This is a genomic window from Achromobacter sp. B7 (assembly GCF_003600685.1).
Lineage (GTDB): Bacteria > Pseudomonadota > Gammaproteobacteria > Burkholderiales > Burkholderiaceae_B > Achromobacter > Achromobacter spanius_B.
Genome location: NZ_CP032084.1, coordinates 2,246,412 through 2,270,951, shown reverse-complemented (window position 1 = coordinate 2,270,951; position 24,540 = coordinate 2,246,412). Strand labels below are relative to the sequence as shown.

General features: G+C 66.5%; 22 protein-coding genes. 2 read left to right on the top strand and 20 right to left on the bottom strand.

Annotation, left to right across the window (positions count from 1 at the left end; translation table 11 throughout):
• Positions 1–14: 14 nt before the first annotated feature.
• The 16 genes from aspT to DVB37_RS10145 all read right to left on the bottom strand — a co-directional run bounded on the left by aspT (position 15) and on the right by DVB37_RS10145 (position 18,835).
• A complete protein-coding gene (aspT, locus tag DVB37_RS10220) occupies positions 15–1,706 on the bottom strand; it encodes an aspartate-alanine antiporter (protein WP_120154960.1) in 1,692 nt (563 codons plus the stop codon).
• A gap of 214 nt (positions 1,707–1,920) precedes the next feature.
• A complete protein-coding gene (locus DVB37_RS10215; protein ID WP_240434081.1) occupies positions 1,921–3,663 on the bottom strand; it encodes a mechanosensitive ion channel family protein in 1,743 nt (580 codons plus the stop codon).
• A 78-nt stretch (positions 3,664–3,741) separates the two neighbouring features.
• On the bottom strand, positions 3,742–4,602 hold the full coding sequence (locus tag DVB37_RS10210) for an oxaloacetate decarboxylase (RefSeq protein WP_120154957.1): 861 nt from the start codon (positions 4,600–4,602) through the stop codon (positions 3,742–3,744).
• On the bottom strand, positions 4,599–6,047 hold the full coding sequence (locus DVB37_RS10205; protein WP_120154955.1) for an FAD-dependent oxidoreductase: 1,449 nt from the start codon (positions 6,045–6,047) through the stop codon (positions 4,599–4,601). The genes DVB37_RS10210 and DVB37_RS10205 overlap by 4 nt, the downstream gene beginning before the upstream one ends.
• Entirely contained in the window at positions 6,044–6,652 is a 609-nt protein-coding gene (locus DVB37_RS10200) for a cysteine hydrolase family protein (RefSeq protein ID WP_120154953.1), read from the bottom strand. The genes DVB37_RS10205 and DVB37_RS10200 overlap by 4 nt, the downstream gene beginning before the upstream one ends.
• Before the next feature lie 9 nt (positions 6,653–6,661).
• Entirely contained in the window at positions 6,662–8,743 is a 2,082-nt protein-coding gene (locus DVB37_RS10195; RefSeq protein ID WP_120154949.1) for a hydantoinase/oxoprolinase family protein, read from the bottom strand.
• The gene (locus DVB37_RS10190) at positions 8,740–10,419 is read right to left on the bottom strand and encodes a hydantoinase B/oxoprolinase family protein (RefSeq protein WP_120154947.1); all 1,680 of its coding nucleotides are present in this window, start codon (positions 10,417–10,419) and stop codon (positions 8,740–8,742) included. The genes DVB37_RS10195 and DVB37_RS10190 overlap by 4 nt, the downstream gene beginning before the upstream one ends.
• A 10-nt stretch (positions 10,420–10,429) precedes the next feature.
• Positions 10,430–10,993, bottom strand: a complete 564-nt coding sequence (locus tag DVB37_RS10185; protein ID WP_120154945.1) for a 3-isopropylmalate dehydratase — start codon at positions 10,991–10,993, stop codon at positions 10,430–10,432.
• A complete protein-coding gene (locus tag DVB37_RS10180) occupies positions 10,990–12,300 on the bottom strand; it encodes a 3-isopropylmalate dehydratase large subunit (RefSeq protein ID WP_120154943.1) in 1,311 nt (436 codons plus the stop codon). The genes DVB37_RS10185 and DVB37_RS10180 overlap by 4 nt, the downstream gene beginning before the upstream one ends.
• A 2-nt stretch (positions 12,301–12,302) precedes the next feature.
• Positions 12,303–13,013 carry an ABC transporter ATP-binding protein gene (locus DVB37_RS10175; RefSeq protein WP_104144944.1) on the bottom strand — a complete coding sequence of 237 codons (711 nt, stop codon included), beginning with the start codon at positions 13,011–13,013 and terminating at the stop codon, positions 12,303–12,305.
• Positions 13,010–13,765 carry an ABC transporter ATP-binding protein gene (locus DVB37_RS10170; RefSeq protein ID WP_046806405.1) on the bottom strand — a complete coding sequence of 252 codons (756 nt, stop codon included), beginning with the start codon at positions 13,763–13,765 and terminating at the stop codon, positions 13,010–13,012. The genes DVB37_RS10175 and DVB37_RS10170 overlap by 4 nt, the downstream gene beginning before the upstream one ends.
• Positions 13,758–14,726 (bottom strand): branched-chain amino acid ABC transporter permease, encoded by a 969-nt coding sequence (locus tag DVB37_RS10165; RefSeq protein ID WP_104144943.1) that lies wholly within the window; start codon positions 14,724–14,726, stop codon positions 13,758–13,760. Before DVB37_RS10165 ends, DVB37_RS10170 begins: the two co-directional genes overlap by 8 nt.
• A gap of 2 nt (positions 14,727–14,728) precedes the next feature.
• Positions 14,729–15,601: a branched-chain amino acid ABC transporter permease gene (locus DVB37_RS10160; protein WP_120154941.1), complete on the bottom strand. Its 873-nt coding sequence runs from the start codon at positions 15,599–15,601 to the stop codon at positions 14,729–14,731.
• Between the two features lie 8 nt (positions 15,602–15,609).
• Positions 15,610–16,815, bottom strand: a complete 1,206-nt coding sequence (locus DVB37_RS10155; protein WP_120154939.1) for an ABC transporter substrate-binding protein — start codon at positions 16,813–16,815, stop codon at positions 15,610–15,612.
• Between the two features lie 18 nt (positions 16,816–16,833).
• Positions 16,834–17,631: a GntR family transcriptional regulator gene (locus DVB37_RS10150; protein WP_120154937.1), complete on the bottom strand. Its 798-nt coding sequence runs from the start codon at positions 17,629–17,631 to the stop codon at positions 16,834–16,836.
• A gap of 136 nt (positions 17,632–17,767) precedes the next feature.
• Positions 17,768–18,835 carry an autotransporter outer membrane beta-barrel domain-containing protein gene (locus DVB37_RS10145; RefSeq protein WP_240434140.1) on the bottom strand — a complete coding sequence of 356 codons (1,068 nt, stop codon included), beginning with the start codon at positions 18,833–18,835 and terminating at the stop codon, positions 17,768–17,770.
• Between the two features lie 304 nt (positions 18,836–19,139).
• Between DVB37_RS10145 and DVB37_RS10140 the strand changes: the two genes are divergently transcribed.
• Together DVB37_RS10140 and DVB37_RS10135 are read left to right on the top strand one after the other, a co-directional pair.
• Complete coding sequence (locus DVB37_RS10140) at positions 19,140–19,733, top strand: hypothetical protein (protein ID WP_240434080.1); 594 nt, start codon at positions 19,140–19,142, stop codon at positions 19,731–19,733.
• 19 nt (positions 19,734–19,752) lie between these two features.
• Entirely contained in the window at positions 19,753–20,997 is a 1,245-nt protein-coding gene (locus DVB37_RS10135) for a hypothetical protein (protein ID WP_240434079.1), read from the top strand.
• A gap of 20 nt (positions 20,998–21,017) precedes the next feature.
• Here DVB37_RS10135 and DVB37_RS10130 read toward each other — a convergent pair whose 3' ends face one another.
• The 4 genes from DVB37_RS10130 to DVB37_RS10115 all read right to left on the bottom strand — a co-directional run bounded on the left by DVB37_RS10130 (position 21,018) and on the right by DVB37_RS10115 (position 24,492).
• Complete coding sequence (locus DVB37_RS10130) at positions 21,018–22,424, bottom strand: MFS transporter (protein ID WP_120154930.1); 1,407 nt, start codon at positions 22,422–22,424, stop codon at positions 21,018–21,020.
• 7 nt (positions 22,425–22,431) lie between these two features.
• Positions 22,432–23,136 carry an SDR family oxidoreductase gene (locus DVB37_RS10125; RefSeq protein WP_046804622.1) on the bottom strand — a complete coding sequence of 235 codons (705 nt, stop codon included), beginning with the start codon at positions 23,134–23,136 and terminating at the stop codon, positions 22,432–22,434.
• Between the two features lie 115 nt (positions 23,137–23,251).
• Positions 23,252–23,851: a TetR/AcrR family transcriptional regulator gene (locus DVB37_RS10120; RefSeq protein WP_120154928.1), complete on the bottom strand. Its 600-nt coding sequence runs from the start codon at positions 23,849–23,851 to the stop codon at positions 23,252–23,254.
• 104 nt (positions 23,852–23,955) lie between these two features.
• On the bottom strand, positions 23,956–24,492 hold the full coding sequence (locus DVB37_RS10115; protein WP_046804620.1) for a YaeQ family protein: 537 nt from the start codon (positions 24,490–24,492) through the stop codon (positions 23,956–23,958).
• Positions 24,493–24,540: the final 48 nt, after the last annotated feature.

Below are 24,540 nucleotides of genomic sequence, written 5' to 3'. Positions count from 1 at the left end.
CGTCGCGGGGTCGATCAGTAAAGCAGCCAGACGATCACCGTTCCCCACGTCGTGATCAGAATGTGTCCGAACGCCACCGTGCCGGAATACCCGATGACCGCGACCGGGCTCTGTGATTTTTCCTGCACCGCGGCAAGCCCGGCCGTCATCGTTTGTGCCCCGGCCAGCGCGCCCAGCAGCAACAGGGGCTCAAGCCCCAGCACGTAGCGCCCGAACAGCAAGCCGACAAACTGCGGAACCATCGTGACCACGATGCCCGCCAGAAAAATCGTCAGCCCGACTTCTTGAAGCGCTTGCACGAATACCGGCCCCGCCTTCAGCCCGATCATCGCGACAAAGCCCGCCAACCCGATGGACTTCATGAATTCAAGGGCGCCATGGGATATGCGCCCAAACAAAGGCCTGGCGGAATTTCGCCAGCCCACCAGCAGCCCAAGAATCAGTGTCCCGACACTGCTGCCAATGGCGATATGCATGCTGCCGATGGGCAGCACCAGCGACGTCCCCACCACCGCGCCGACGAATATGCCGAATCCCAGCGCAACAAAGTCCGTGGCGTTCAATTCCCGCACGATGCTGCCCATGCGCTCGGCCACGCGTTCAACCGCGGGCTCAAGCCCGACGATACTGAGCACGTCGCCGCGCAACAGCACCGTTTTGGAACCCACCGGTATCTGCACGCCGTTGCGCCGGATGTCGCGAAGGAACACGCCGCGCACTTCCTGGGCCTGCTCCGCAATCTGAGCCACTGTCTTGCCGACAAGCGCAGGGTTGGACAACACGACGTCGTACATCGCGCTTGGAATATCCAGCAGTTCGCGGTCTGCCTGTTCGACGGCGTGGCCGTCCAGCCATTTCAGTATCACTTCGCTTTTGCCCGAGACCGCCACCACGTCGCCCGCGCGCAGGACCGTCGTGGGCTCGACGGCAAGCAAGCTGCCGTCACGCCGGATGCGTTCCACGAACATCCGGTCCGGGGCATATCGCGATTCGACCAGCGCAACGCTATGGCCCACGGCGGGGTGGTCGGGCTGAAGAAGATAGGCGCGCAAGTCGAATTTACGCCACGCCGAAGCCACGCCGGCTTTCTGACGCTGTATGCCGTACGCCTGCTCAAGCCGCGCGCCCTCCGCCTTCAGGTCCACGCGCAATAGCTTCGGCCCCAGGCTGGAGCAGAACCAGATGATTCCGAACGTCCCGAAGATGTAGCAGAGCGCATCGGCAACGGCGATCTGGCTGATCAGGCGATCCTTCTCGGCAGCGCTGATGGGAAGATTGCGGATGGCTTCACTACCCGTGCCGATAGCGGGCGACTCGGTCAAGCCGCCGGAGATCAAGCCCACGGCATAACCGAGTTCCAGCTTCAGCAAGAGCGCCAGCGCCCAGGCCGTGAGCAGCCCCGCAACGGGTATGACGACGCCCAGCACCGCCCACCGCCAGCCGCCATCCTTCATGCCTCGAAAGAAACTTGGCCCCACCGAGTAGCCGATTCCGAACATAAACAGCAGGAAGAGCACCTGCTTGGCGGTGTCGGATACCGGTATGAGAAAGAAATAGCCGATCAGCAACCCCGCCAGCAAGGAGCCTGTCACCGGCCCAAAGCCGACCCCGCGAATCTTGAATCCGCCGACCCAATAGCCCAGGCCGATCGCCAGGAAAACGGCAAGCTCGGGGTAGCGCTGCAGCAAGTTGCCTAAGAAGTCCATGGCGTTCGGCCCTCGAAAGACGACGTTCTGGACCCCCGACCTACCACCTCCGGGGAAGCCCCCTCAAGTGCGAAACCTGCATGGCATTGTTGCTACCGACGGATCGCAAAGTCCATGCTATATCCGGCAAAATTCCGTCAGACCGGGGATCGGCCGCGTCCGTGGGTGTGCGCGCCGCCCAGGCCGGCCAATCACGGGTTTGACGCCGAACCGATCAGCGGTCCGCGCGATCATCCGATACTGCCGGCACCGCCGGCGCCGTATACCATTGCGCCGGCGCCACCACCTTGGGCTCGTCCGGGTCCCCTTCGTAGGCAGGCGTCATGATCTGCACGCCGTATTCGTTGAAGACGTCAAGAATGTGGCGGTGCAGTTCGGCATAGGTCTTGGCGATTCTTTGCGTATCGCGGGTGTAAGCGTTCAGCTCGTAGGTAACCGCAAAGTCTCCCAGCTTGGTCAGCAGCACGAAGGGGCCGGGCTCGGCCAGCACCACCGCGCACCGCGCGGCCGCGGCGTGGAGCATGGCTTCAACCTGCCGCCACGGGACTTCGTAGCCGATGCCGACACTGGTGTGAAGAATCAAGCCTTGGGAGGCGGCCAGCGAGCTGTAGTTGGTGACGTCGCTGTTCAGGATCTGGGAGTTCGGAATCGTGATTTCTTCATTCTTGTTCGTGCGGACGTGGGTCACCTGTAGGCGCACCGACACCACTTCCCCCACCACGTCACCCACCTTCACCCTGTCCCCCACCTTGAACACGCGTCGATAGGTCATCAGATAGCCGGCGATAAAGTTGGAGATTGCCGTGGAAGATCCCAGCGACACCACCAGGCCGATGAAGATCGAAATGCCCTTGAACGCGGCAGTCTCGGAACCGGGGATATACGGGTATGCAACGATCAGCGCAAACGCCAGGATCAATATCCGCGCAAGCTTGTAGGTGGGGATGGCCCATTCCGGCTCGAATTGGGCGAAGCTCACGCGCCGGTGTTCGACCGCATCGAAGAAAGTGCGGACCCGTCGCAGCGCGAAACGGGCCACGTAATAGATAAGGACAAGGATAAGAATGTCGGGGATCACCGCGGCCGCGGATTTTCCCAGCCTTTCTGCGGTGCCGGTGGCCAGGTCGAACAGGTCGTTGGAAAGCGAGCGCGTCCAGGGAAACAGCGCAAGCACGTATTGCAGGTACGCATACACCGATATGACGATGGTGGCGGCGCCCACCGCCAGCACCAGCGCGTGCAACGCCTTCCAGATGGTGTCCGATCGCAACAGCTCGAATGACTGGATATCCACCGCGCGGACGCGGCTTTTCAAAAGCCGGGACACCGCCTTGTCCAGCCAGCGGTTAAGCAACAGCAGAACGGCGATACCCAGGGCCAGCAATACCGTTGCGCCGGCACTGTAAAGGCCGGACCTGAGCAGGGCTTCGGTGCCGCGCGCCCGCCGGAAGTCGTCTATGGCTTGCCGGATTCGCAGCAGATGCAACGCCGCGAGATTGTCACGGGTAGTTTGTTCAAGCTGGGCGTCGGCGTCGCTGACGATGATCAGCGCGGTTGCCCCCGCCATGATGACGGTGCCGTTATCAACGGGCTCGGTCCGAAGGCCGGCGCTTGAAAACGAGGTATCCGCCGCGACCTTCGTGATTCTTTCCCGGATGGCCTCGGCGCGCCGCTCGGCGGGAAATGAGGACAGCCCTCGTACCCGGAAGAGCACCTGGCCGTCCACCTCGACCGGGGCGGTCTCAAGCGCCAGCTCAAGGGGAGAGGGTTCCGGACGCGCGTCCTCTGCCCCAGCGGACAGTGCAGGCGTCAGGATCAGCAGCAACACAGCAAGAATGGAGACTCGGATGATTCCAGTCATGATTCCCTCTCGCGCCGATGCCGCCGTCTTCGTCTTGCGATGACGGCGTTTGCCTGGCCAGCACGATAGTTGGCCCGGCGGTTGCAGCGAATCCATCTTAGCGCTATTGATCCGCGAAATGCGATGCGCTTTGGGGAATTTATGATCGGGCCGCGCGCGTGGCCTACCCTTGCCCTAGCCCTCGTACTGTCGCCCCTGCTCCAGCAGTTCAGGCGTACCGATCACCGCGTTCAAGCCGTCAAAATCCAGCATCCGGTCCTGCCATGGCGCAGTCGTGCCGTGCTGGCGCAGGCTGCCGTAGTAAGCCTGCAACGTGTGCGCCACGGCGCGCGCCGTGCCGCCGGGAAAGATGACGATGCGAAAGCCCAGGGCGGTCAGCGCGTCCGCGCTTTGCACCGGCGTCTTGCCGCCTTCCACCATATTGGCCAACAGCGGCACGCGCCCGGCAAATCGGTCGCAGGCCGCCTGCATCTGTTCTGGCGTGCGCAAGGCTTCAATGAACAGCGCGTCGGCGCCGGCTTCAAGATAGCGCTCGGCGCGGTCCAGCGCGGCCTCCAGCCCTTCAACCGCCACCGCGTCGGTGCGCGCCAGTATCAGCGTGGACGCTGACACCCGCGCGTCCACGGCGGCGCGCAGCTTGCCGCACATCTCGGTCGCGGGTATCACCGCCTTGCCATCCAGATGCCCGCAGCGTTTGGGAAACGTCTGGTCTTCCAACTGGATCATGGCAGCGCCCGCGCGTTCGAAGCCGCGCACGGTGCGCTGCGTGTTCAACGCGTTGCCAAAGCCCGTGTCGGCATCCACGATCACCGGCGTGGCGACGCGTTCGGTGATCCGAGCCAGCGTGTCCTCGACCTCGGAATACGTGGTCAGGCCGATGTCTGAACGGCCCAAGCGGGTGTAGGCGATGGAAGCGCCCGACAGGTACAGCGCGGCAAACCCGGCCTGCTCGGCGATCAGCGCCGACAGGGGGTCGTAGATGCCGGGGGCCAGCACGGCGCCCGCTGCCAATTGCGTTTTCAGGGTTTGCTTCATGAGGGTTCCTGTACAAGTTCGTGCCCCAGCAGCGATGCGGCGGTCGCGGCGGCGATATAGCCGCCCGCCACCGCACTGAGCAATCCGTTGCCGGACAGATAGCCCGACACGTCGTTGCCCGACACGCCGCGCGCGGCGCCACCGGCAGCCAGCAAATTCGGCAGCGCCTGCCCATCGCGGGTCAACACGCGGCATTGCGCATCGATATCCAGGCCACCTTGCGTATGAAACAGCGCGCCCGTGACCTTGACGGCGTGGTACGGCGCTTGCAGCGTGCGTTCAAAGCGGCGGCCAAGGGGGTCCGCCCCATCCGGGCCGACGGCTTGCAAGGTCTGTTGCAACACGCCGGCATCGCAGCCGATCAGCGCGGCCAGGGCGGGCAGATCCGCACAGGTTTTCACTGCTTGGCCCGCTTCGGCCGCCACAAAATCCGGAAAGCCACGTGCCAATGCCAGCGTGCGGTCGTCGAACACGTTCCAGGCCACGCCGCCCGGCTGGGACAACACATGCACGGCGGCTTCGGAATAGCCCTGCGTTTCGTCATGAAAGCGCCGACCATCGCGATTGATCTGCACCCCGCCGTCCATCATGACGGCCCAGGAGATCAATGTGCCTTGCGGTGTCGCCCAGGACCCGTGCCCCTGGTAGGCGCCCAGGTCGGCCAGGCGTGCGCCCAAGGCCTTGCCCCATTCGATGGCGCTGCCGTCGTTGCCGACGTGGCCGCCGTAGACGGCCTGGCTCATGGCGGGCAAATGCTCGGCCACCATGGCCGCGTTGCCGCCAAATCCGTTGCAGGCCAGGATCAGCACCTGGCAGCCGATCACGTCCACGGACCCGTCCGGCCGTTCGCAGCCCACGGCGGTGATGCGGCTGCCGGCGTCCACGCCGCCACGGTCGCCCTCGCCCGCTTCCACCCAGATGTCGCGGGCCAGCGCGCGCGTCAACAGATGCGCGCCCGCGGCCGTGGCGGCGCGTTCCAGCGCGGTCACCAAGGCCACGCCCGTGCGTTCCGGCAAGGCATGCATGCGACGCGCGCAGTGTCCCGGATACAGGAAACCGTCCAGGACCTCGAACGCCAGGCCATGTCGCGCCAACATATCCATGGCCGGGGCCGCCGCGCCCGTGTAGGCGGCAACCAGATGCGGCGCGGCCGTGCCGTGGGCCTTGGCCTGGATGTCGGCGGCGAAACGCGCCGCGTCATCATCGATGCCGGCGGCGCGCTGCACCGCCGACCCCGCTGCCGGAATAAACCCCGAGGACAACGCCGACGAGCCACTGGGCGCGGCGTCGCGTTCGATCAACACGGTTTCAATGCCCGCCTGCGCCAGCCGCAGCGCGGCGGTCAGCCCGCAAGCGCCCGCGCCGATGATCAGCACCGGCACCTGCATCATTTCGGCGTCCGAAGGGCCGCCGGGCTTTCCGCGTTTGACGACAGCCGCGCTCACGACGCCAGCCTGCCGATGAAATCCTTGCACGTGATCACGTCCGCCACCGTGCGCAGGTCCGCCAGCGCGGCATCGTGCATGGCGGGCGTGGGCGCGGCGCAGCCGTCGGCCAGCACGGTCACGTGATAGTCGCGCATGTGCGCATCGCGGGCGGTGCTGGCCACGCCGCCGTTGGTGACGATGCCCGCAATCACCACGCTGGAGATGCCCGCGCGGCGCAACACCCAATCCAGCTGCGTTTTGAAGAAGGCCGAATACGCCACCTTCCACACCGCCACGTCCACCAACCCGTCCAGCTCGGCCACATTGGCCTGCCCCGTGGTGCCGGCCGCGAAATCGCCTTTGGCCAGGAACGGACGCAGTTGCTTCAAATGCGGCGAGATCATGGGCTCGCCGTGCGCGTCGGGCCACAGCGTGAACTGGCTGGCCGCCACAAAGCCGCCTTGCAACTTCAACGCGCGGGCAACGGGCGCCACGCGGGCCGGCAAGGCCCGCGCCTGTGGGCTGACCGCGCCGCCCCGATCGTAGGCGCCGCCGGGCGCCAGGAAATCGTTTTGCAGATCGATCACCAGCAAGGCGGTGGTACGAGGGTCCGGAACCTGCATGCTTGTCTCCTAGGCGTCCTGCCGGGTAATCAGCAAATTGCCCAACGCGTCGACGCGGCCGGCAAAGCCCGGTTCGATCCAGATGGTGGTGTCGGGCTGTTCAAGAATCGCCGGGCCGGCCACCTCGGCGCCTACCGGCAGGTCCAGCCGCGCATAGCGCACGGCGTCGCGCCACTGGCCCGCGTGAAACACGCGCTGCGTGCCCAGCGCGGCCGGCATGTCGCGGCAGGTGGGCGCCAGCAGCGACAAATCGAACTTGGGGCGCTGGCCGATCCGCGCATAGCGCAGGTTCAGGATGCGCACGGCGATGCCGCTCAAGCTGCGGCCGAATGCGGCGCGGTAGGCGCGGTCGAAGGCCGCTGCAATGCCTGGCCGGGTCAATGCATCGCGCGTGACTTCCACGCAGACGGTGTGGCTTTGGCCCACATAAAGCATGTCCAGTTCGATGCTTTCACGCACGCCTTCGAATGCCACGCCCGCCGAATCCAGGCGTTCCTGGCAGGCCGCGGCCAGGGCATCGATACGCGCCAACAGGTCGTCGGTATCCAGCGCGTCCAGCGCGGTGTTCAAGGTCTGCACGCCGTCGTGCCGCATGTCGGCCATGACGCAGCCCAGCGCGGACGTCACGCCCGGGTAGCGCGGCACGATGCCGTGCGCGGCGTCCACTTCATTCATCATGGCGCACACATGCAACGCGCCCCCGCCCCCGAAAGGCATGTACGCGAACTTGCGCGGATCGTGCCCGCGTTCGATGGACACCACGCGTATCGCGCCGGCCATCTTGGCGTTGGCCACGGTCAGGATCGCCTCGGCGGCCGCGTGCACCTCCAGGCCCAGCGGTTTGGCCACATGGTCTTCGATGGCCGCGCGCGCCAGCTCCACGTTCATGGTGGCCAGCAGGCCGCCGCCCAACGGCCGCTCTGCCGAGATGCGGCCCAGCAGCACATTGGCGTCGGTAACGGTGGGCCGGGTATTGCCGCGCCCATAGCAGGCCGGGCCCGGAACGCTGCCCGCGGATTCCGGCCCCACCTGCAACAGGCCGCCCGCGTCCACGCTGGCGATCGACCCGCCGCCCGCGCCGATGGTCTCGATCTGGATCATCGGCGCGCGCACCACCATGCCGAAGTCGATCACGGTCTGCGCCGACAGCGAGGCCTCGCCGCCCGCCACCAGCGACACATCGAACGAGGTGCCGCCCATGTCGCCGGTAACGACGTTGGGAAAGCCGGAAGCGCGCGCAATCGCCGCGCACGCAATCACGCCCGCCGCCGGGCCCGACAGCGCGGTGCGCACCGGCACGTCGCACGCCGTCTGCCGCGACATCACGCCGCCATTGCTCTGCACGACCAGCAGCTCGCCGTCAAAGCCGTGCTCGCGCAAATCGGATTCCAATCGCGTCAGATAACTGCCCACCACCGGCTGCAACGCGGCATTGAGCACCGCCGTCGAGCAGCGTTCGAATTCGCGAATCTCGGGCAGCACTTCGGTGGCCGCCGTGACATTGGCGTTGGGCCAAATCGCGCGCACGCGCGCCACCGCCTGCGCCTCGTTCACCGGGTTCGCATACGCGTTGACGAAGAACACGCACACGGCCTCGCAGCCCTGCTCCAGCAGCGCGCGCGCCGCGGCCTCCACCTGGCCCAGGTCCACCGGCGTATGCACGGTGCCGTCGGCCAGCACGCGTTCGCTGACTTCCAGGCGCAGGTCGCGCGAGACGACCGGTTCGTAATTGCCGCGCAGGCCCCAGGTCTGGGGTCGGTCGCGGCGGCGCATCTCCAGCACGTCGCGGAATCCCGCCGTGGTGATGATGCCGGTGCGCGCCACCTTGCGCTCCAGCAGCGCGTTGGTGCCCACGGTGGTGCCATGGACGATGGTGTTGATGGCGCCCGCGCCGTCGGCCACGCGCGCAATGCCGTTCATGAAGCCACGCGCTTCTTCGCCGCGCGTGGACGGTACCTTGACCACGCGCGCCGTGCCGCCTGCCTCGTCCAGCACGAACAGGTCCGTGAACGTGCCGCCCACGTCCACGCCCACCACGAGCCCCCGCGACGCGTTGTTGCCTGGGACGAAACCCCGATCTGCCGTGCTCATGCCAACTGCTCCTTCTTGTTGCCGGCGATATCGCCCACATAGCCCATCTTGCGGTCGTGTTCACGCGCGGCCGTCGTGCGGCCGGCAGGATCGCCGTAGCCGCCACCGCCCGGCGTTTCCAGCCGCACGCGGTCGCCGCGCTGTAGCTGAATGCCCAGCATCTTCGAACTCATCGGCGGGGATGCCCATTGCCCGTCCTGCTGATACCGGAACACGTTCAGTGCAGCCTGGCCGCCGCCCGCGATGCCCTTGGGCGCGCTGCGCCCGCGTTCCCCGAAGATGAACGCTTCGGCGCTGTCTTCCAGCAATTCGATTTCATAGATGGCGCCCAGCCCGCCGCGATGCTTGCCGTCGCCCGCCGAATCCGGGCGCAGCGCCCACTGCGTGAAGCGGACGGGATAGGCGGCTTCCAGGATCTCCAGCGGTGGAATGGTGGCGGTGGAAATCGGCGCATTGCCGTGGCTCAGCCCGTCGCCATCGGCGTGCCCGCCGTGCCCGCCACCGAAAAAGCTGAACATCACCCAGCGCTGCCCTTTGCGCGCGGCGTCGCTGCGATAGCCCGCGATGGACAGCGCATTGATCGTGCCGTAGGCCTGGGCCATCGCGCGCTCTGGGGCGGCTTGCGCCATCGCGCAGAAGATCACGTCGATCATGCGCAGGATGGTTTCGGTATAGCCGCCCACCGGGCGCGGCCGGTCGGCCGAGATGACCAGGCCGTCGGGCAACACCACGTCCACCGCGTCCAGCACGCCCGCGTTGGCCGGCACGTCGGGAAACAGGTGCTTCAGCGCCACGTAGCACGCGGCGATGGCAGTGGCGCGGGAGATATTGACGGGCCCCGCGCAGGCGGGCGACGTGCCGTTGAAGTCCAGCGTCAGCCGGTCACCATTGATCGACAGCTTCAGCGCGATGCGCAGCGCCACGTCGCGCACACCGTCGTTGTCCAGCATGTCTTCGAACGCGTAGTCGCCGTCGGGCAGGCGCGCGATGTGGTCGCGCATCAAACGACGCGCACGCTGGCGCAAGGTGTCCAGCGACTCCAGCACGGTGGCGTCGCCATATTCGTCCAGCAGCCCGTCCAGACGCCCCGCGCCCAACTCCAACGCGGCCAATTGCCCGTTCAGGTCGCCCCACAAGCTGTCCGGCAAGCGGGTGTTGGCCTTCAGGATGGCCAGCACGTCCAGGTCCAGCACGCCCGCGCGCACGATGCGCACCGGCGGGATCTGCACCGCCTCTTGCCAGCATTCGGTGGCGGCCGGGTTGTAATTGCCGGGCACCGCGCCGCCTACGTCGTGCCAATGCGCGGCCGACGCCAGAAAGCAGAACAGCTTCTGGTCGCGGAACACCGGACGCACCAGCTTGAAGTCGTTGGCGTGCGTGCCGCCTTCGTACGGGTCATTGAACAGCCAGACGTCGCCGTCCACCATGCCGCCGCGTTCGGCCGCCACCTTGGCCGCCGCCTTCACGGCAAACGCCATCGCGCCCACGAAGACCGGCAGGCCGGACTTGCCCTGGATCAGCGTGGCGCCCGTGGCCGCGTCGTACATGCCGTGGCAGGCGTCGTGGGCCTCGGCAATGATGGGGTTGAACGCGCTGCGGTACAGCGTCGCGTCCATCTCATCGGCAATCTGTTCCAGACGGCCCTTCAGGACCGCCAGGGTGACGGGATCTAGCATCGTGTTCTTCCTAGGAGGTTTGGCGCTGTTTCAGCAGATTCAGCAGCCCGCCGGCCCGCACCATGTCCATCAGGAAGTCAGGTACGGGCTCGCAAGGCAATGCAGCGGGGTCGGCGGCTTGGGCGCGGCCGATACGCCCGGCGATGGGGTCGAACGTGATGCGTTCGCCTTCGGCCAGCGCATCCGCCTGCGCGCAGGTCAACAGCAACAGGCCGACATTGAAGGCGTTGCGAAAATACAGGCCGTTGAAAGACGGGGCGATGACGGCGGCCACGCCCAGGCGCACCAGCGCCGATGCGGCTTGCTCGCGCGAGGAGCCGATGCCGAAGTTGTGCCCGGCCACCAACACGTCGCCCGGCTGCACCCGCGCCGCGAATTCCGGGCGGACGCGTTGCAGGCAGTGGCGCGCGATTTCGTCGATGCCGAACTTCATGTAGGCGCCCGGGGCCAGCGCGTCGGTGTCGATATCGGCCCCCACGCGCCAGACGCGATGGGTCGATGTGGCGGGCGTCGACGTGGTCCGCCCCGCGCCGGCTTCGACGGCGGTGGAAGTTGTTGCAGTGCGGTCCGTCATGCCATCACCTCGCGCGGGTCTGCAATGCGGCCGGCAACGGCCGAGGCCGCCACGGTGTAGGGCGACGCCAGGTAAACCCGCGCCGTCTCGGAGCCCATGCGGCCCTTGAAATTGCGCGCGGTGGTGGAGATGACGCTGGCCCCGTCGGGAATGGACCCGCCATAGCCCGCACAGGCCCCGCATGAAGTGGCCAGCACCTCTGCGCCGGCGTCTTGCAGCACTTGCATCACGCCTTCCTGTTCGGCCTGTTGCTGGTCCAGGCGGCTGGCCGGCGCCACCATCAGGCTCATGCCCGGCGCCAGGCGGCGACCGCGCAAGACGCTGGCCGCGGCGCGCAGGTCCTCAAGCTTGGCGCCCGTGCACGCGCCGATATAGGCCACTTGCACCGGCACATCGCGGTACTGGTCCACGTCGCGCGCGTTCGCCGGGCTGTGCGGCGCGGCCACCTGCGGCGCCAGCAAGGCCGCGTCAAAGTCGTGCCATTCAGCGTCGGCGTCCGCGTCGCTTTGCCAGCGCGCCAGGTCCAGGCTGTCGGTCACCCCCGCCTTGCGCAAGTAGGCGGCCGTGGTCTCGTCCGGCGCGATCAGGCCCACCTGCGAGCCCAGTTCGGCGCTCATGTTGGACAGGGTCATGCGTTCCTGCATGGGCAGCGCGCGCACGGCCTCGCCGCAGAACTCCACGGCTTGGTAGCGCCCGCCGTTCATGCCGTAGCGGCCAATCATGTGCAGCATCATGTCCTTGGCGGTCACGCCGGCGGCCAGCCGCCCGTTCCAGCGCATCATCAACGTTTGCGGCACCTTGACCCAGATCTTGCCGGTGACGGCCACGCCCAGCATTTCGGTGCTGCCGATGCCGAACATATACGCGCCGAACGCACCGCCCGTGGGCGAATGCGAATCCCCGCCCACGCAGAACATGCCGGGGCGGATGTGGCCATGCTGCGGCACGACCACATGGCAGATGCCAACCGAGTCATACACATTGGGCAGTTGCTGCCCCGCCGCCCAGTCGCGCGCAATGCGCACGATGCGGCGCGATTCGTCGTCGGATTCGGGCACGTAGTGGTCGATGACCAGCACGATCTTTTTCGGGTCCCACAGCGACGCGCCCAGCTCTTGCAGCATGGGCTGCAAGCGGCGCGGCCCGCTGGAGTCATGGAACATCGCCAGGTCCACGGCGCAGGTCACGATTTCGCCCTGCTGGACCGAGGCACGTCCGCAGGCGGCGGCGATCAACTTCTGGGCCAGGGTCTGCGGTGAGCGCTGCGGTGAATCCTGGGGCCGGAGGGCTTGGTCAACAACAGGCATCGCTACATCCCCAGATAGGCCCGGCGCACGTCGTCGCTGGCCATCAGTTGCGCACACGATCCGCTATAGCGCACCGCCCCGTTTTCCATCACATAGGCGCGCTGCCCGGTTTCCAGCGATTGCCCCACGTTCTGCTCGACCAGCAGAATTGCCAACCCATCGGTGTGCAGGCGCTGGATCAGGCCGAACAGTTCTTCAACCATCAAGGGCGACAGGCCCAGCGAGGGTTCGTCCAGAATCAACAGGCGCGGTTCGGCCATCAGCCCGCGTCCGATCGCCAGCATCTGCTGCTCACCACCCGACATGGTGCCGGCCAGCTGCGCCAGCCGTTCGCGCAGGCGCGGAAAAATATCCAGCACCTTGTCCAGGTTGGCCGTGCGATGCTCGCGCGCCCGGGTGAACGAACCCAGTTCCAGGTTTTCGCGCACGCTAAGGTTGGGAAAAATGCGGCGGCCTTCAGGGACCTGGATCAGCCCGGCGCGCACCACGTCACGGTAGTGCCTGCCGGTCAGGTCGTGACCGTCAAAACGCACCGACCCGCCCCAGGGCTTGCACAGCCCGCAGACGGTGTTGTTCAACGTGGATTTGCCGGCGCCGTTGCTGCCCAGCAGGACGACGATTTCACCTTCGCCCACCGCCAGGTCCACGCCGCGCAGCACTTCCATGCGCCCGTAGCCCGCCCGCAAGCCGGTCACTTCAAGCAGCGCGCTCATGCCGGCGCCCCTTGTGCGGCCAGCCGCGCGGCCGCGCCATGCCCCAGGTAGGCCTCCACCACCGTCGGGTCGCGGGTGACTTCGCCCGGCGTACCGGACGCAATCAAACGCCCCTGCGCCAGCACCCACACGTGTTCGGCCAGACTCATCACCGCGCGCATCACGTGTTCGATCATCAAGACGGTAACGCCATCGTCCACCAGCTTTTTCACCACCGGAATCATCTCGTCGATCTCGCTTGGATTCAGGCCGGCCAGCACTTCGTCCAGCAGCAGCAGGCGCGGGCGCGTGGCCAGCGCGCGGGCCAGTTCCAGCCGCTTGCGCCCGGCCACGGTCAAGTCGGCGGCGGGCTTGTCCAGCACCTTGTGCAGGTTCACGCGCGCGGCCACGTCTTCGGCGGCGGCCAGGGCGGCGCGCCGATCGCGCAGGCGCAGATGCGCGCCCACGGCAATGTTCTGGCGCACCGTCTGCGCACCGAACGGCTGCACGATCTGGAAAGTGCGGGTCAGGCCCAGCTGCGCGGATTCATGCGGTGCGCGTCCGGTGATGTCTTGCCCGGCAAAGCGCACCGACCCGGCGCCCGGTTTCAAAAAGCCGGACAGCAGCGCAAACAGCGTGGTCTTGCCTGCGCCGTTGGGGCCGACCAGCGCGGTCAACGAGCCCTCGGGCACGGCCAGGTTCACGTCCTGAACGGCCTTCAGGCCGCCGAACGAAATCGAGAGATTGCTGGCTTGCAAAAGGATGTCAGGCACGGGCGCGCTCCTTGCCGAACAGCCGGCCCAACGATTGGCCGCTGCCACTGATGCCGCGCGGCAGGAACATCACGATCAAAATCAGCACCACGCCGTAGATCACCATGCTGATGCCGGGCAATTCACCAAACAGATTGCGCGTCAGGTCGGCCAGCCCATGCAGGGCGACGGCGCCCAGCACCGGCCCCCACAACGTGCCCATGCCGCCCACGATGGCCCCCACCAGCGCTTCCACCGATACGGCGGAACCGAAGGCGATGCCCGGGTCGATGTACTGGAACACCTGCACATAGAACGCGCCCGCCGCGCTCATGAACGCCGCCGACAGTGCAATGCCGCCCAGCTTCACCCGCAAGGGGTTCACGCCGATGGCCCGCGCGGCGTCTTCGTTGTCGCGCACCGCTTGCAAGTACGCGCCAAAGCGCGAGTGCCGCAGCCACGCCGTCACCAGCAACGCCAGCACCACAAACGCCAGCAGCAGATAGATGTAGCCCCGGCGCGACGCAAACTGCATGTTTGCCGCGCCCTCTTGCAACGGCACCATCAGCCCCACCCCGCCGCCCGTGAAGGACGCGGACAAGGCCAGGATGCGAAACACTTCGGCAAACGCCAGCGTCACCAGGGCAAAGTAAGACCCCTTCAGGCCGTAGCGAAACGTCAGCCCGCCCACCGCCAGGCCGACCAGCGCACCCAGTGCAATCGCCACCGGCAACGCCAGCCACGGATTGATGCCGAAGTTCAATTGCCCCAGCGCTTGCGCATAAGCGCCCACGCCGAAGAACAGCGCATGGCCGAACGACAGCTGCCCGCCATACCCGCCCAGAATGTTCCAGGCCTGCGACAGCAGCGCGGCGTACAGCGACATCATCACGAACGTCAGCAGCACGCCCGACTGCGCAAACGTTGCCAAGGCGGCCAACGCAAGGCCGAACAGCGCGATGGCGCAAAGATCCCTATTCATGTTCAGCCCCTCGCCCCGAACAGCCCCTGCGGGCGAAACAGCAGCACCGCGATAAAGATCGCGAAGATGCCCATCTGGCCTAACGAATCGCCCAGGAAGAGGCCGCCGATGGATTCCACCACGCCGATCAATAGCCCGCCCACCAGCGCCCCCACGAAGCTGCCCATGCCGCCCAACACCACGATCGTGAAGGCCACCAGCACGAAGCCGCTGCCCACCTGCGGGTTCACGTAATAGGCCGGCAGCAGGAAACAGGCCGCCGCGCCCAGGCAGGCCATGCCGATGCCGAACGACAGCGCATAGACTTTTTCCACGTCGATGCCCATCAGCTTGGCGCCCTGCTTTTCGCGCGCCACCGCGCGGATGGCGCGGCCCAGGTCGGTGCCGCGGATGATCCAGAACAGCACCGTCGCCACCGCCAGCGCGCCGAAGAACGCAATGACCTTGGGCAGCGCGATCATGGCCGGGCCGATTTCAAGCGTGGACAGGGTGTAGGCGGTGTCGATGCTGCGCGTGTCGGACTTGAACCACACCAGCGCCAGGTTCTCAAGCACGATGGCCAGGCCCAGCGTCACCAGCAGGATGTTCTCGTCCTTGCCATGGCTGGCCCGGTTGATGACGAAGCGCTGTAGCGCATAGCCCAGCCCGAACATGCCCGCCACCACCAGGGGCAGCGCGGCATACGGGTCGATACCCAGCCGGTCCTTCAGCAGATAGACGGCGTACAGCGCCACCATCAGCGCGGCGCCGTGGGCGAAATTGATGATGTGCAGCACCCCGTAGATCAGGGTCAGCCCCAGGGCGATCAGCGCGTACACCGCGCCGGTCGTCAGGCCGTTCAGCACCGACGAGAAAAGGATGGCCGGGTCCAGCATGCTTGCGCTCAGCCCTTTAACGGAAAAATCGCGTCGGCCTGGCGATACTCCGCCGGGATGATCACCTTGATGTCGCCGCCGATCACCTGCGTCAGCAGCGGCTGCGCGCCCGTGTTCTGGCCGTTGACGAACTTGGTCGGGCCGTAGGGCATCAGGTTGTCGTGGAAGGTGCTGGCGGCCAGCGCGTCGATGATCGCGGCGCGGTCGGCGGACTTCGCGCGTTCGATGGCATCCGCCAGCAATTGCACCGCCACGTAGGTCATGAACACTTCGTAGCTGAAGTACGCGCCCTTTTCCTCGACGCGCGCCTTCAACGGCGCGACACGCGGGTCTTTTGGATTGAACCAGTGGTTGCAGTCGATGATGCCGTTGGCGATATCCGGAAATTCCTTCAAGAACTTGTAGCTGGACGCCGCGCCCCCCAGCACCGAATAAATCGCCTTGGGCTGCACCTTTTGCTGCTTCATGGCGCGCAGCAACAGCGCGTATTCGTTGTAGTAATTGGCGGGGATGACGATGTCCGGATTCACGGACTTCATGCGCAGCACGATGTTGTTGAAGTCGCGCGTGGGGTTCGGGTGCTTGACCACTTCCTTCACGTCAAAGCCGTGCTGCGGCAACGACTTGGACAAGAGGGCCGCCGTGCCGGTGCCGAACAGCGAATCCTCGTGCACGATCATCACCGTCTTGGCCGGCTTGCCGGCCGCCTCGTTCAACGCCACCAGGTCGGTAATGGCGCGCTCGCTGCAAGCCCGGTAGCCCGGCCCGAAGCGGAAGGTGTTCTTGAGCCCGCGCTCGACAATCTGATCCGCCACGCCCACGTCCACCACATGCGGCAGGTTGTACTTGGCCGCCGTCTGCGTGGTGGCCAGGCAGATCGCGGACGCATACGCGCCGACGATGGCCGACACGCCCGCCTCATTCATCTTTTCCACCTCGGCGGAACCGGCCTCGGGGCGCGACTGCGCATCGCCCAGCACGGCGGACAGCGGCGCGCCACCCAGGGACTTGATGCCGCCGGCCTTGTTGATGTCTTCAATGGCCAGCAGCGCGCCCAAGCGGCATTGCTGGCCCGAATACGCCAAGGCGCCCGTCACCGGATGCAGCACGCCGATCTTGACCGGCGCGGCGCCTTGCGCGCGCGCCACCCAGGGCGCGGACAACAGCGCCGTGGCGGCGGCGGAACGATAGAGGAAGGTGCGGCGCGAATTCATGGGTGATCTCCGAAGGGTTCAATGAAATTGGGCCGACAGCTCTTCGCTGACCCAGACCTTGGCGTCGATGCTGCCGACGCGCGACAGCTGCAATTGGTATTGGTATCGGTCGGGCCGGTACAGGCCCTGCAACAGCTGGACGGGGCGATCATTCACGTCGCGCACGACTCGCGTCACGGCCAGCAGCGCCGAACCCACCGACACATCCAGATGGCGCGCCACCTGCGCATCGGCCAGACGCGCCGAGATGGTCTGCGTGGCGCCGCCAAATTCCACGCCGGCCGCTTCCAGCAGCATCAGCAAGGGCTCGCGTTCCAGGTCTTGCCGCGTGAAGTCGGCCACCGCTTGCGGCACGTAGGTGGTGATGTGGGACAGCGGCCCGGCCTCGGTGCTGCGCACGCGCAGGCTTTTGTGAACGGGCGCACCCGCGGGAATGCGCAACGACTCGGCCACCGTTGGCGGCGCGGACACGAGCGTGCTGTCCAGCACCTGCACCGAGGTGCGCAGGCCCATGTTGACGATGTTCTCAAGCAGCCCGGTCAGGTGCGCCTTTTGCGACGCATTGGCGGCGGGCACGGCCTGCGCGGCGGGGGACGCGCGCAACGGCCAGGTGCCCAACCCGGGGCGGCGAGACACCAGCCCGTCGGACACCAGCATCTCCATCGCCTTGCGGATGGTGATGCGGGCCACGTCGAACTGCGCCGCCAGCGCGTGCTCGCCCGGCAGCCCGTCCTGATCGAAACGACCTTCTTGCAATTGCTCGCGCAACACAAGGTAGATCTGGTGGTACTTCGGCAGAGGCAGTGTGGTTCCCATGCCGGAAACTCTAGGGGTGTCCTAATGTACCGTCAATGGAACAAATAGCCGGATGGGTTGTTCTATCGGGAAAACACCGAGGTCGGGTTCGAGCGACCCCGCCTCGAGCCCGCCTCGGTCCCGGCTCAATACCGCCTCAATACCGCCAGCGCACGTTCAACGACCCTGCATGTTCCCAGTTGCCGCCGCCGTACTGGCCGCTGTAGTTCAAGCCCAGCGTCGCATTACGCGACACGGCCACTTCCCCGCCCAGTTCGGCGATGGCGGCGTTGCGGGCGATGGGCGCGCCCGACACCGTGAACGCTTGCCCGCCATCGAACGCCATGGTGGACCGCGGCAGTACATCGCCCAAGGCATGGCGCCAGCCCAGCGTGGCTTGCAAGCGCGCTTCGGCACCCGCCAACGAGACGTTCGTTTGCGTGCGCACGCCCAGCGTGCTGCTGGTCTGCTTGTGGCTGCTGCTTTGGCCGCTAAGCGCCGCCGAGCCGCCCGACTCGCTGAAGCTGCGGCTGCGCAAGTCGCTCCAGGCCACGCCCGCGAAGGGTTCCAGGGTGGTGCGGTCGGACAAAGGCAGCGCATAGCCCAGCTCGGTAAAAAGCTGCGTCGTGCTGGCGCCGTAGTCGGCGGTCAGCTTTTGCGAGGCGCCGGCTACCGAGGCGTAGCGCTCGCTGGCGACGTCGTGCCAGGTGTAGGACGTGCCGACCAGCAGGTTCAGCTTGCCCGAGCCGGCGTCAAACGATTTGCCGCCATAGACAGCGGCGCTGTAGCCGGACACGTCCGCCTTCGAGGCGCGGTCGTCGACGCGGATCTTGCTGTCCGTGTAGCCCAGGGCCGCACCCAGCCGCCATCCGCTACCCACGGCATGGTCGGCGCCCACAAACAACCCGCCGGTGTGCTGACGCACTTGCGCCGTGTTGTCCGTGGCGTTCTGCGTTTGCCAATTGCCAACCAGCTCGGCCCAGGCGGGCTGCGCGTTTGACGACGGCAAGGCAGAGGCGGACAGCGTGCCGCCCGCCTGCGCCGTGGGAGACCCCGGGCGCATGCCGGCGTTCAGGTTTGCGCGCAGGTGCGACAGCGGCAGCGTGCGCGTCGTGCCGGCCGAACCCATCAGGCTGGACGCGACGCTGGCGTGCGCTTCGCCGGACAGGCTGTTGAACGCGGCGGGCGGAGCGCCGTCGGGCAAGGTCAGGATGTACTCGTGCAGCGCATTGCCGGCTGGCAGGCTGTCCAGCGCGTTGGCGACGGCGCGCTGGTTGCCGGTGCGCGCGGCGTCGGCAAAGGCAATCGGACGGCTGGGCGGGGTGGGCGCAGCCGGCTCGGTGGGTGGGGTTGGCAGGTGCGCGCAAAAATTTAGGGATCGCGGCCAGGTTTTTATCGAAGGTCGCCTGCCAGACCTGTCGCCAAGAAACCGCCGTCCCCGCCGAACTCGGCGGTATCATCGCTTTCCTATGCGCACCCGTCCCCCCTTCCCCCTTTCCGCCCCCCGCCCCTGGCTTTGGCGCATCGGCATGTTCGCCTTGGTCGCATGGTTCGCGCTGGTTGCGGGCGTGGTCCGGGCCGAGTCGTTTGACCGCCAGCTTGAGAACCAGCGCTACCAGCAATGGCTGACCGACTTCCGGCAAGACCTGCAAACCTTGCGGCAGTCGCCAGACCCGAGCAACGCCGACATCGACAAGATGTTTGCCAAGACGCTGGTGCCAGGCTCGCGCGCGACGCAGCTGGTCAAGTCATTGGCGAAGGCGCCGGGCGGCAGCACGCACGGTGAAATTCGCTTCGTGGGGGTCCAGCGGGTCTTCATGGGCGCGTTGGCCCAATCGGTGGTGGCCGGCGATGGCGGCGTGTACCCCGACACGCACGACACGTACAAATTGCAGACCTTGCGCGTGCGCTACATGCACGTGGACGGCGGCGGAAGGCTGGAGCGGTATTTCAATAACCCGGAAATCTTCACGCCCTACCGGCTGCCGGACAACGGCGTGTATGCGCGTAATGCTTACCCGTTCCTGTTGTTCGAAGATAGCCAGGGCGGGCTGCGCCTGGGCGGGGTGTCGAAGGAATTCTGGGATCTGGTGAAGTTCATGGACTCGCTGCAATATGCATAAGCCGCCCAGTAGCCTGCCTATGCCGCACAGTTTGCACACCCCGCGTACTTCGCACCCCCCGCATATTTCGCGCAGCCCGCCTATTTCGTGCACCGCGCACGTGCGGCCCATCCCGCGTTTGTTGATGCTGTTGTGCGCGGCCGCGCCGATGTTCTTCGCCGCCCCGGCCCACGCCGCCTGCGGCCCGACCGAGACCGACTTCTCGGTGCCGTCCACCCTGCCCGCCGTGCCGGTCACCCTGGCGCTGGACGATGAGCGCGTGCTGCTCGGCAAGCGCGGAGAACGGGTGCCGACCAACGGCAGGCTGGCCTGGATAGACGACAGCGGCGACCTGATGCCGCACACCTGGGCGGACAAGGTCGACTGGTCCGCGTACCGCGCCGGCAACAAGGTGGCGGGCTCCGCGCCCACGCGGCTGTACTTCGACGCCGACGGGCGCCTTTGCCGCATAGAGCGCTATCGGCCAATACGCGGCAAGGCCGTGCTGGACGGCGGCTTTACGCTGGCGTACGACACCACCGGCGCATTGACGGCGTATACGGAATACGGCGAGGCCGGCGCATCCGGCGATCAACCCTACCAGCCAACGCGTCGCGCGTGCGTGCAGCGCGACGCCCAAGGCCGGCTGACGGCGTTCATCGACGACGGTTGTAGCCTCGGCAGTGCCGGCAGCACTGCCAGCGCCACGACCGGCACCGCCGCCGGGGCCAGCCGTCACTATGTGCGCGATGCGTCCGGCGGCTTGCTGCGCGTGATCGATCTGGCGTCACCGGGGCAGCCCGTGGCCGTTCAGACCGTGGATGCGCAGGGCAAGCCCGGGCCGCGTTACGTTCTTCAGACCCTTGGCGACTTCGCGCCGGGCGGCGATACGCTGGCCGCCTATGCCGCGCCGCCCGGCAAACCGTCTGATCGATTGTTCCCCGTGCATCGCGATGCGCTGGCGGCGCTGCCCGTCGACGTGCCGGACAACCCGTGGCTCGTTGTCCGCATCAAGGACGACGTGCCGCTGGACGACGACATGCTGTCCTGGGACCCCGACGCGCAGATCGTGCTGGCCGAAGGCGCGCAAAGCACGCCCGGTGGCGCGATCCTGACGCCGGCTCAACAGCAAGCGGTATGGCAAGCGATGGGGGAACACCCATGGCGCGTGTACTTCTACCGGGACCCGGCAAGCCGCGTCATGCTGCTGCCCGCCATGCCGCCGGAAAAATGGAAGGCATGCAGCGACCCGGCCAACCCGGCCCCCGACGCCTGCGCAAGCTGAGGATCGGCCCGCCCGGGCAATCAGCCCTTGCCCGGCCGCGTATCGACTGCCAAACACAGCAACGCCGTCACCAAGGCCAGCGCCACATGCCCCACATACAGCGGCGAAAACGCCGCATGGTTCACCGCGCCGTGCCCCAGCAACAGCACCGTGATCGCCACCCCCATCACGCCGCCGATCTGCCGCGTGGCCTGGTTCACGGCGCTGCCCACCGCGTAGTGCTGCGCCGGTAAACGGCTGACCGCCGCCGCCGACAAGGACGGCAGCACCATGCCCACGCCGATGCCGCTAAGCAACAGGCCCGGCAACCATTGCGTCAGATAAGCCGGCTGCTCGCCCGGCACCAGCAAGAACCACAGGCCGCTCGCCGCGTAGATCAGCGCCCCCGTCACCAGGAACGGCCGATGGCCCAGACGCGCGGCCAGCCGCCCCGTCAGGATGGCCGTGGGCACCACCAGCAAAGGCCCCGGCGTTACCGCCAACCCGGCACGCGGCAGGCTGTACTGCCACACCCCGGTCATGTAGAAAAAGAACGCAAAGAACATCATCGCGAACGCGATGCCGAAGCTCAACGTCGCCAGGTTCACGTAGCGATACGTGCGATGCGAAAACAGCGACAGGTCCACCAGCGGATGCGGCGTCGCCCGCGCCCACGCCACGAACGCGCCCAACGACACCACGCCCACCGCCGCCACCACCCCCAATTCCAGCCGGCTCCATGAAGGCGATTCCGACTGCACCGTCGCCAACGCCAGCGCACCCACCGCCAACATCAACAACGTCATGCCCACGCCATCCACCCGGCGGCGCGCGTCCGGCTTGACCGATTCACGCAGCAGCCCCGCCCCAAACCACAGCGACAGCGCGCCCAACGGCAAGTTGATATAAAACGCCCACGGCCAACCCGCCGCGTCCACCACGAACGCCCCCAGGCTGGGGCCGACCGCCGCCGCCAGACCACCCACCGCGCCCCACAGGCTGACCGCCACCGCGCGCTTGGACACCGGAAACGCCGCCAGCACAATCGACAGCGACGCCGGCGTCAACAACGCCGCGCCTATCGCCTGCAACACGCGCGCGGCAATCAGCCAGCCCACGCTGCCCGCCAAGCCACACGCCGCCGACGCGGCCAGGAACAACACCACCCCCATCATGAACATGCGCTTGCGCCCATGCGTGTCCGCCAACCCGCCCGACGGAATCAACATCGCGGCGTACACCACCGTGTAGGCGTTCAGCACCCACGACATATCCGCGGCGGACGCCTCGGGAAAGCCCGCCCGCAACGCGCCGAACGCCGCGTACAACATCGTGCCGTCCAGCGACACCAGAAACACCGCAATGCTGGCCACCCAGAACACCGGCCAGGGCGACGCCGCCACCGGTTCGGCCGCGGGCGACGTAGAAGAATGAGTCGTAGCGTGCATGACAGCCTTAGCCCCGCGCCTGCAAGTACACCGCCGGCTCGGCGGACAAGCCCTGCTTGACCTGACGCGCCACCGCATCGGCCAGCACTTCCTCGGCGCCCTTTTCCAAGCCGTCAAACGCTTGCACCACGATGTCTTGCGGCGTGGACTTCGGCGCGTCGATGCCCTTGGTGAAGTCGGTATCGACAAAGCCCATGTGCAGCCCCAAGACCTGCGTCCCTTGCCCACGCAGATCATGACGCAGCCCGTTCGTCATCGCCCACGCGGCTGACTTGCTCATCGCATACAAACCCAGCGGCTGCCCATTGACCCAGCTGGCCACCGACAGCACATTCAGCAACGCCCCGCCACCATTGGCGCCCAGCACCGGCGCAAAGGCCTGCGCCACACGCAATGACCCGTACAGGTTGACCTCCAGATGACGTTGGGCCGATTCGATTGCATCCGCATCCAGAAAACCACCCAGCGCCGCGATGCCCGCATTGTTGATCACCAAAGTCACGTCCGTGGCCAGCGCCGCTGCCGCCGCCACATCGGCCGCGTTCGTCACGTCAAGCTTGATGGCCTGGACGCCCGGCAACGTCACCATGGACGGGTCCCGCGCCCCGGCGTAGACCTTGCGCGCCCCCCGCGCCAACGCTTCGCGCGCAAACGCCAGGCCAAGCCCACGATTGGCGCCGGTAATCAAAACGACTGCATTCTTTAAATCCATGATGATTTCTCGATAAGGCCTGCACACCGCTGGTGACAGAAGGCACAAATATGACGATCATCATATTTGTGTCGGGTAAAAAGGCCGCGCATGGCGGCCCTTGGAAATGTGGGATTCAGTGCGCCGGGCCGACTGCCTTGCGCTCGTACTGATCCAGAATCGATTGGCGCGCCGACGCCAACACCGCCCGCCCGTCATCGTTATCGCCCAACGCACGCGCCAGCTGCAACGCGCCCACCATCGTGCTGGTCACTGCCACAGCCGCATGCTCGCCCGCCTCCGCCGGCAACACCGCCCGCACCGCTTGTATCAGGCGCTGCACACGCACCGCCGACACCTCGCGCACTTCGGTCGACTGACGCGGCATCTCGGAGGCCAGCGCCGCTACCGGGCAGCCGCTTTCGCAGCCTTTCAGATGCGCATCGCCCAGATACGCTTCCACCCACGCACGCAGCGTGCTGGCCCCCTCGGCCTCGCGCCGGGCCACGCTTTGCTTCATCCGCGCCGCGCCGTCGCTGCCCGCCCGCTCCATCGCAGCGGCCAGCAACGCATCCCGCGATGGGAAGTGCGCATAGAACCCGCCATGCGTCAGCCCCGCTTCCTTCATGATGTCCGCCACGCCCACCCCGGCGTACCCCTCTCGCCGGATCGCGCGCGCGGCGGCGTCAACGATCCGTTCGTGGGAAAGCGCTTTGCGGTTGGATGGGCCAGGCATGATCGGGCTTCTGAAATATGATGGTCGTCATATTAATCCCGCAAAAAAGCGGCGAGCAAGAAAAATCGCCGGAAAATGTGTAACGCCGGGTTCAGGCGCAGCGCTTAGCGCCACACCTCGGGCTCGATGCTGACCTCGCCCTTGTCGGCCGAGAAATACACGATGCCATCAGAAATGTTTGCATTCAGCTGCATGGTGCGTTCCGCCAGCTTCGCCAGCGCCCGGCTCTGCTCCGAAGGCAGATTCACCACCTTCAGGTTGCGCGTGCGTTCCAGCTTGTTGCGCACGCCGTCCCACCAGATCTTGCTGGCAGACCCGCCGTAGCAATAAACGATGACCTCGTCCGCGCGCCCACAAGCGCGCAAGATGCGCCGCTCTTCCGGCTGCCCGACCTCGATCCACAGCTTGACCGCCCCCGTCAGATCCTTGACCCACAGATCGGGCTCATCGGTATCGCTCAGCCCTTTGGTAAACGCCAGGTCTTCCTGCGCATGCAACGCAAACGCCACCAGCCGCACCATCATCCGTTCATCGGTCTCGGAGGGATGACGCGCCACCGTCAGCGCGTGGCTGCCGTAGTAGTGGCGATCGGTATCGGCAACGTTAAGTTCGGCCTTGTAGATAGTGGCGCGCAGGGCCATGGCAAAAATCCGTATAAGAAAGGGCAAATAGCGTGAAGCCCGCCATGA

What these genes read in the sequence shown, in the direction of transcription:
- DVB37_RS10215 (WP_240434081.1), bottom strand. Translation starts at nt 3,663, where the DNA reads ATGGATTCGCTGCAACCGCCGGGCCAACTATCGTGCTGGCCAGGCAAA.
- DVB37_RS10120 (WP_120154928.1), bottom strand. Translation starts at nt 23,851, where the DNA reads ATGCCTGGCCCATCCAACCGCAAAGCGCTTTCCCACGAACGGATCGTT.
- DVB37_RS10180 (WP_120154943.1), bottom strand. Translation starts at nt 12,300, where the DNA reads ATGCCTGTTGTTGACCAAGCCCTCCGGCCCCAGGATTCACCGCAGCGC.
- DVB37_RS10195 (WP_120154949.1), bottom strand. Translation starts at nt 8,743, where the DNA reads ATGAGCACGGCAGATCGGGGTTTCGTCCCAGGCAACAACGCGTCGCGG.
- DVB37_RS10185 (WP_120154945.1), bottom strand. Translation starts at nt 10,993, where the DNA reads ATGACGGACCGCACTGCAACAACTTCCACCGCCGTCGAAGCCGGCGCG.
- DVB37_RS10200 (WP_120154953.1), bottom strand. Translation starts at nt 6,652, where the DNA reads ATGCAGGTTCCGGACCCTCGTACCACCGCCTTGCTGGTGATCGATCTG.
- aspT (WP_120154960.1), bottom strand. Translation starts at nt 1,706, where the DNA reads ATGGACTTCTTAGGCAACTTGCTGCAGCGCTACCCCGAGCTTGCCGTT.
- DVB37_RS10140 (WP_240434080.1), top strand. Translation starts at nt 19,140, where the DNA reads ATGTTCGCCTTGGTCGCATGGTTCGCGCTGGTTGCGGGCGTGGTCCGG.
- DVB37_RS10115 (WP_046804620.1), bottom strand. Translation starts at nt 24,492, where the DNA reads ATGGCCCTGCGCGCCACTATCTACAAGGCCGAACTTAACGTTGCCGAT.
- DVB37_RS10190 (WP_120154947.1), bottom strand. Translation starts at nt 10,419, where the DNA reads ATGCTAGATCCCGTCACCCTGGCGGTCCTGAAGGGCCGTCTGGAACAG.
- DVB37_RS10165 (WP_104144943.1), bottom strand. Translation starts at nt 14,726, where the DNA reads ATGAATAGGGATCTTTGCGCCATCGCGCTGTTCGGCCTTGCGTTGGCC.
- DVB37_RS10155 (WP_120154939.1), bottom strand. Translation starts at nt 16,815, where the DNA reads ATGAATTCGCGCCGCACCTTCCTCTATCGTTCCGCCGCCGCCACGGCG.
- DVB37_RS10135 (WP_240434079.1), top strand. Translation starts at nt 19,753, where the DNA reads ATGCCGCACAGTTTGCACACCCCGCGTACTTCGCACCCCCCGCATATT.
- DVB37_RS10175 (WP_104144944.1), bottom strand. Translation starts at nt 13,013, where the DNA reads ATGAGCGCGCTGCTTGAAGTGACCGGCTTGCGGGCGGGCTACGGGCGC.
- DVB37_RS10130 (WP_120154930.1), bottom strand. Translation starts at nt 22,424, where the DNA reads ATGCACGCTACGACTCATTCTTCTACGTCGCCCGCGGCCGAACCGGTG.
- DVB37_RS10150 (WP_120154937.1), bottom strand. Translation starts at nt 17,631, where the DNA reads ATGGGAACCACACTGCCTCTGCCGAAGTACCACCAGATCTACCTTGTG.
- DVB37_RS10125 (WP_046804622.1), bottom strand. Translation starts at nt 23,136, where the DNA reads ATGGATTTAAAGAATGCAGTCGTTTTGATTACCGGCGCCAATCGTGGG.
- DVB37_RS10210 (WP_120154957.1), bottom strand. Translation starts at nt 4,602, where the DNA reads ATGAAGCAAACCCTGAAAACGCAATTGGCAGCGGGCGCCGTGCTGGCC.
- DVB37_RS10160 (WP_120154941.1), bottom strand. Translation starts at nt 15,601, where the DNA reads ATGCTGGACCCGGCCATCCTTTTCTCGTCGGTGCTGAACGGCCTGACG.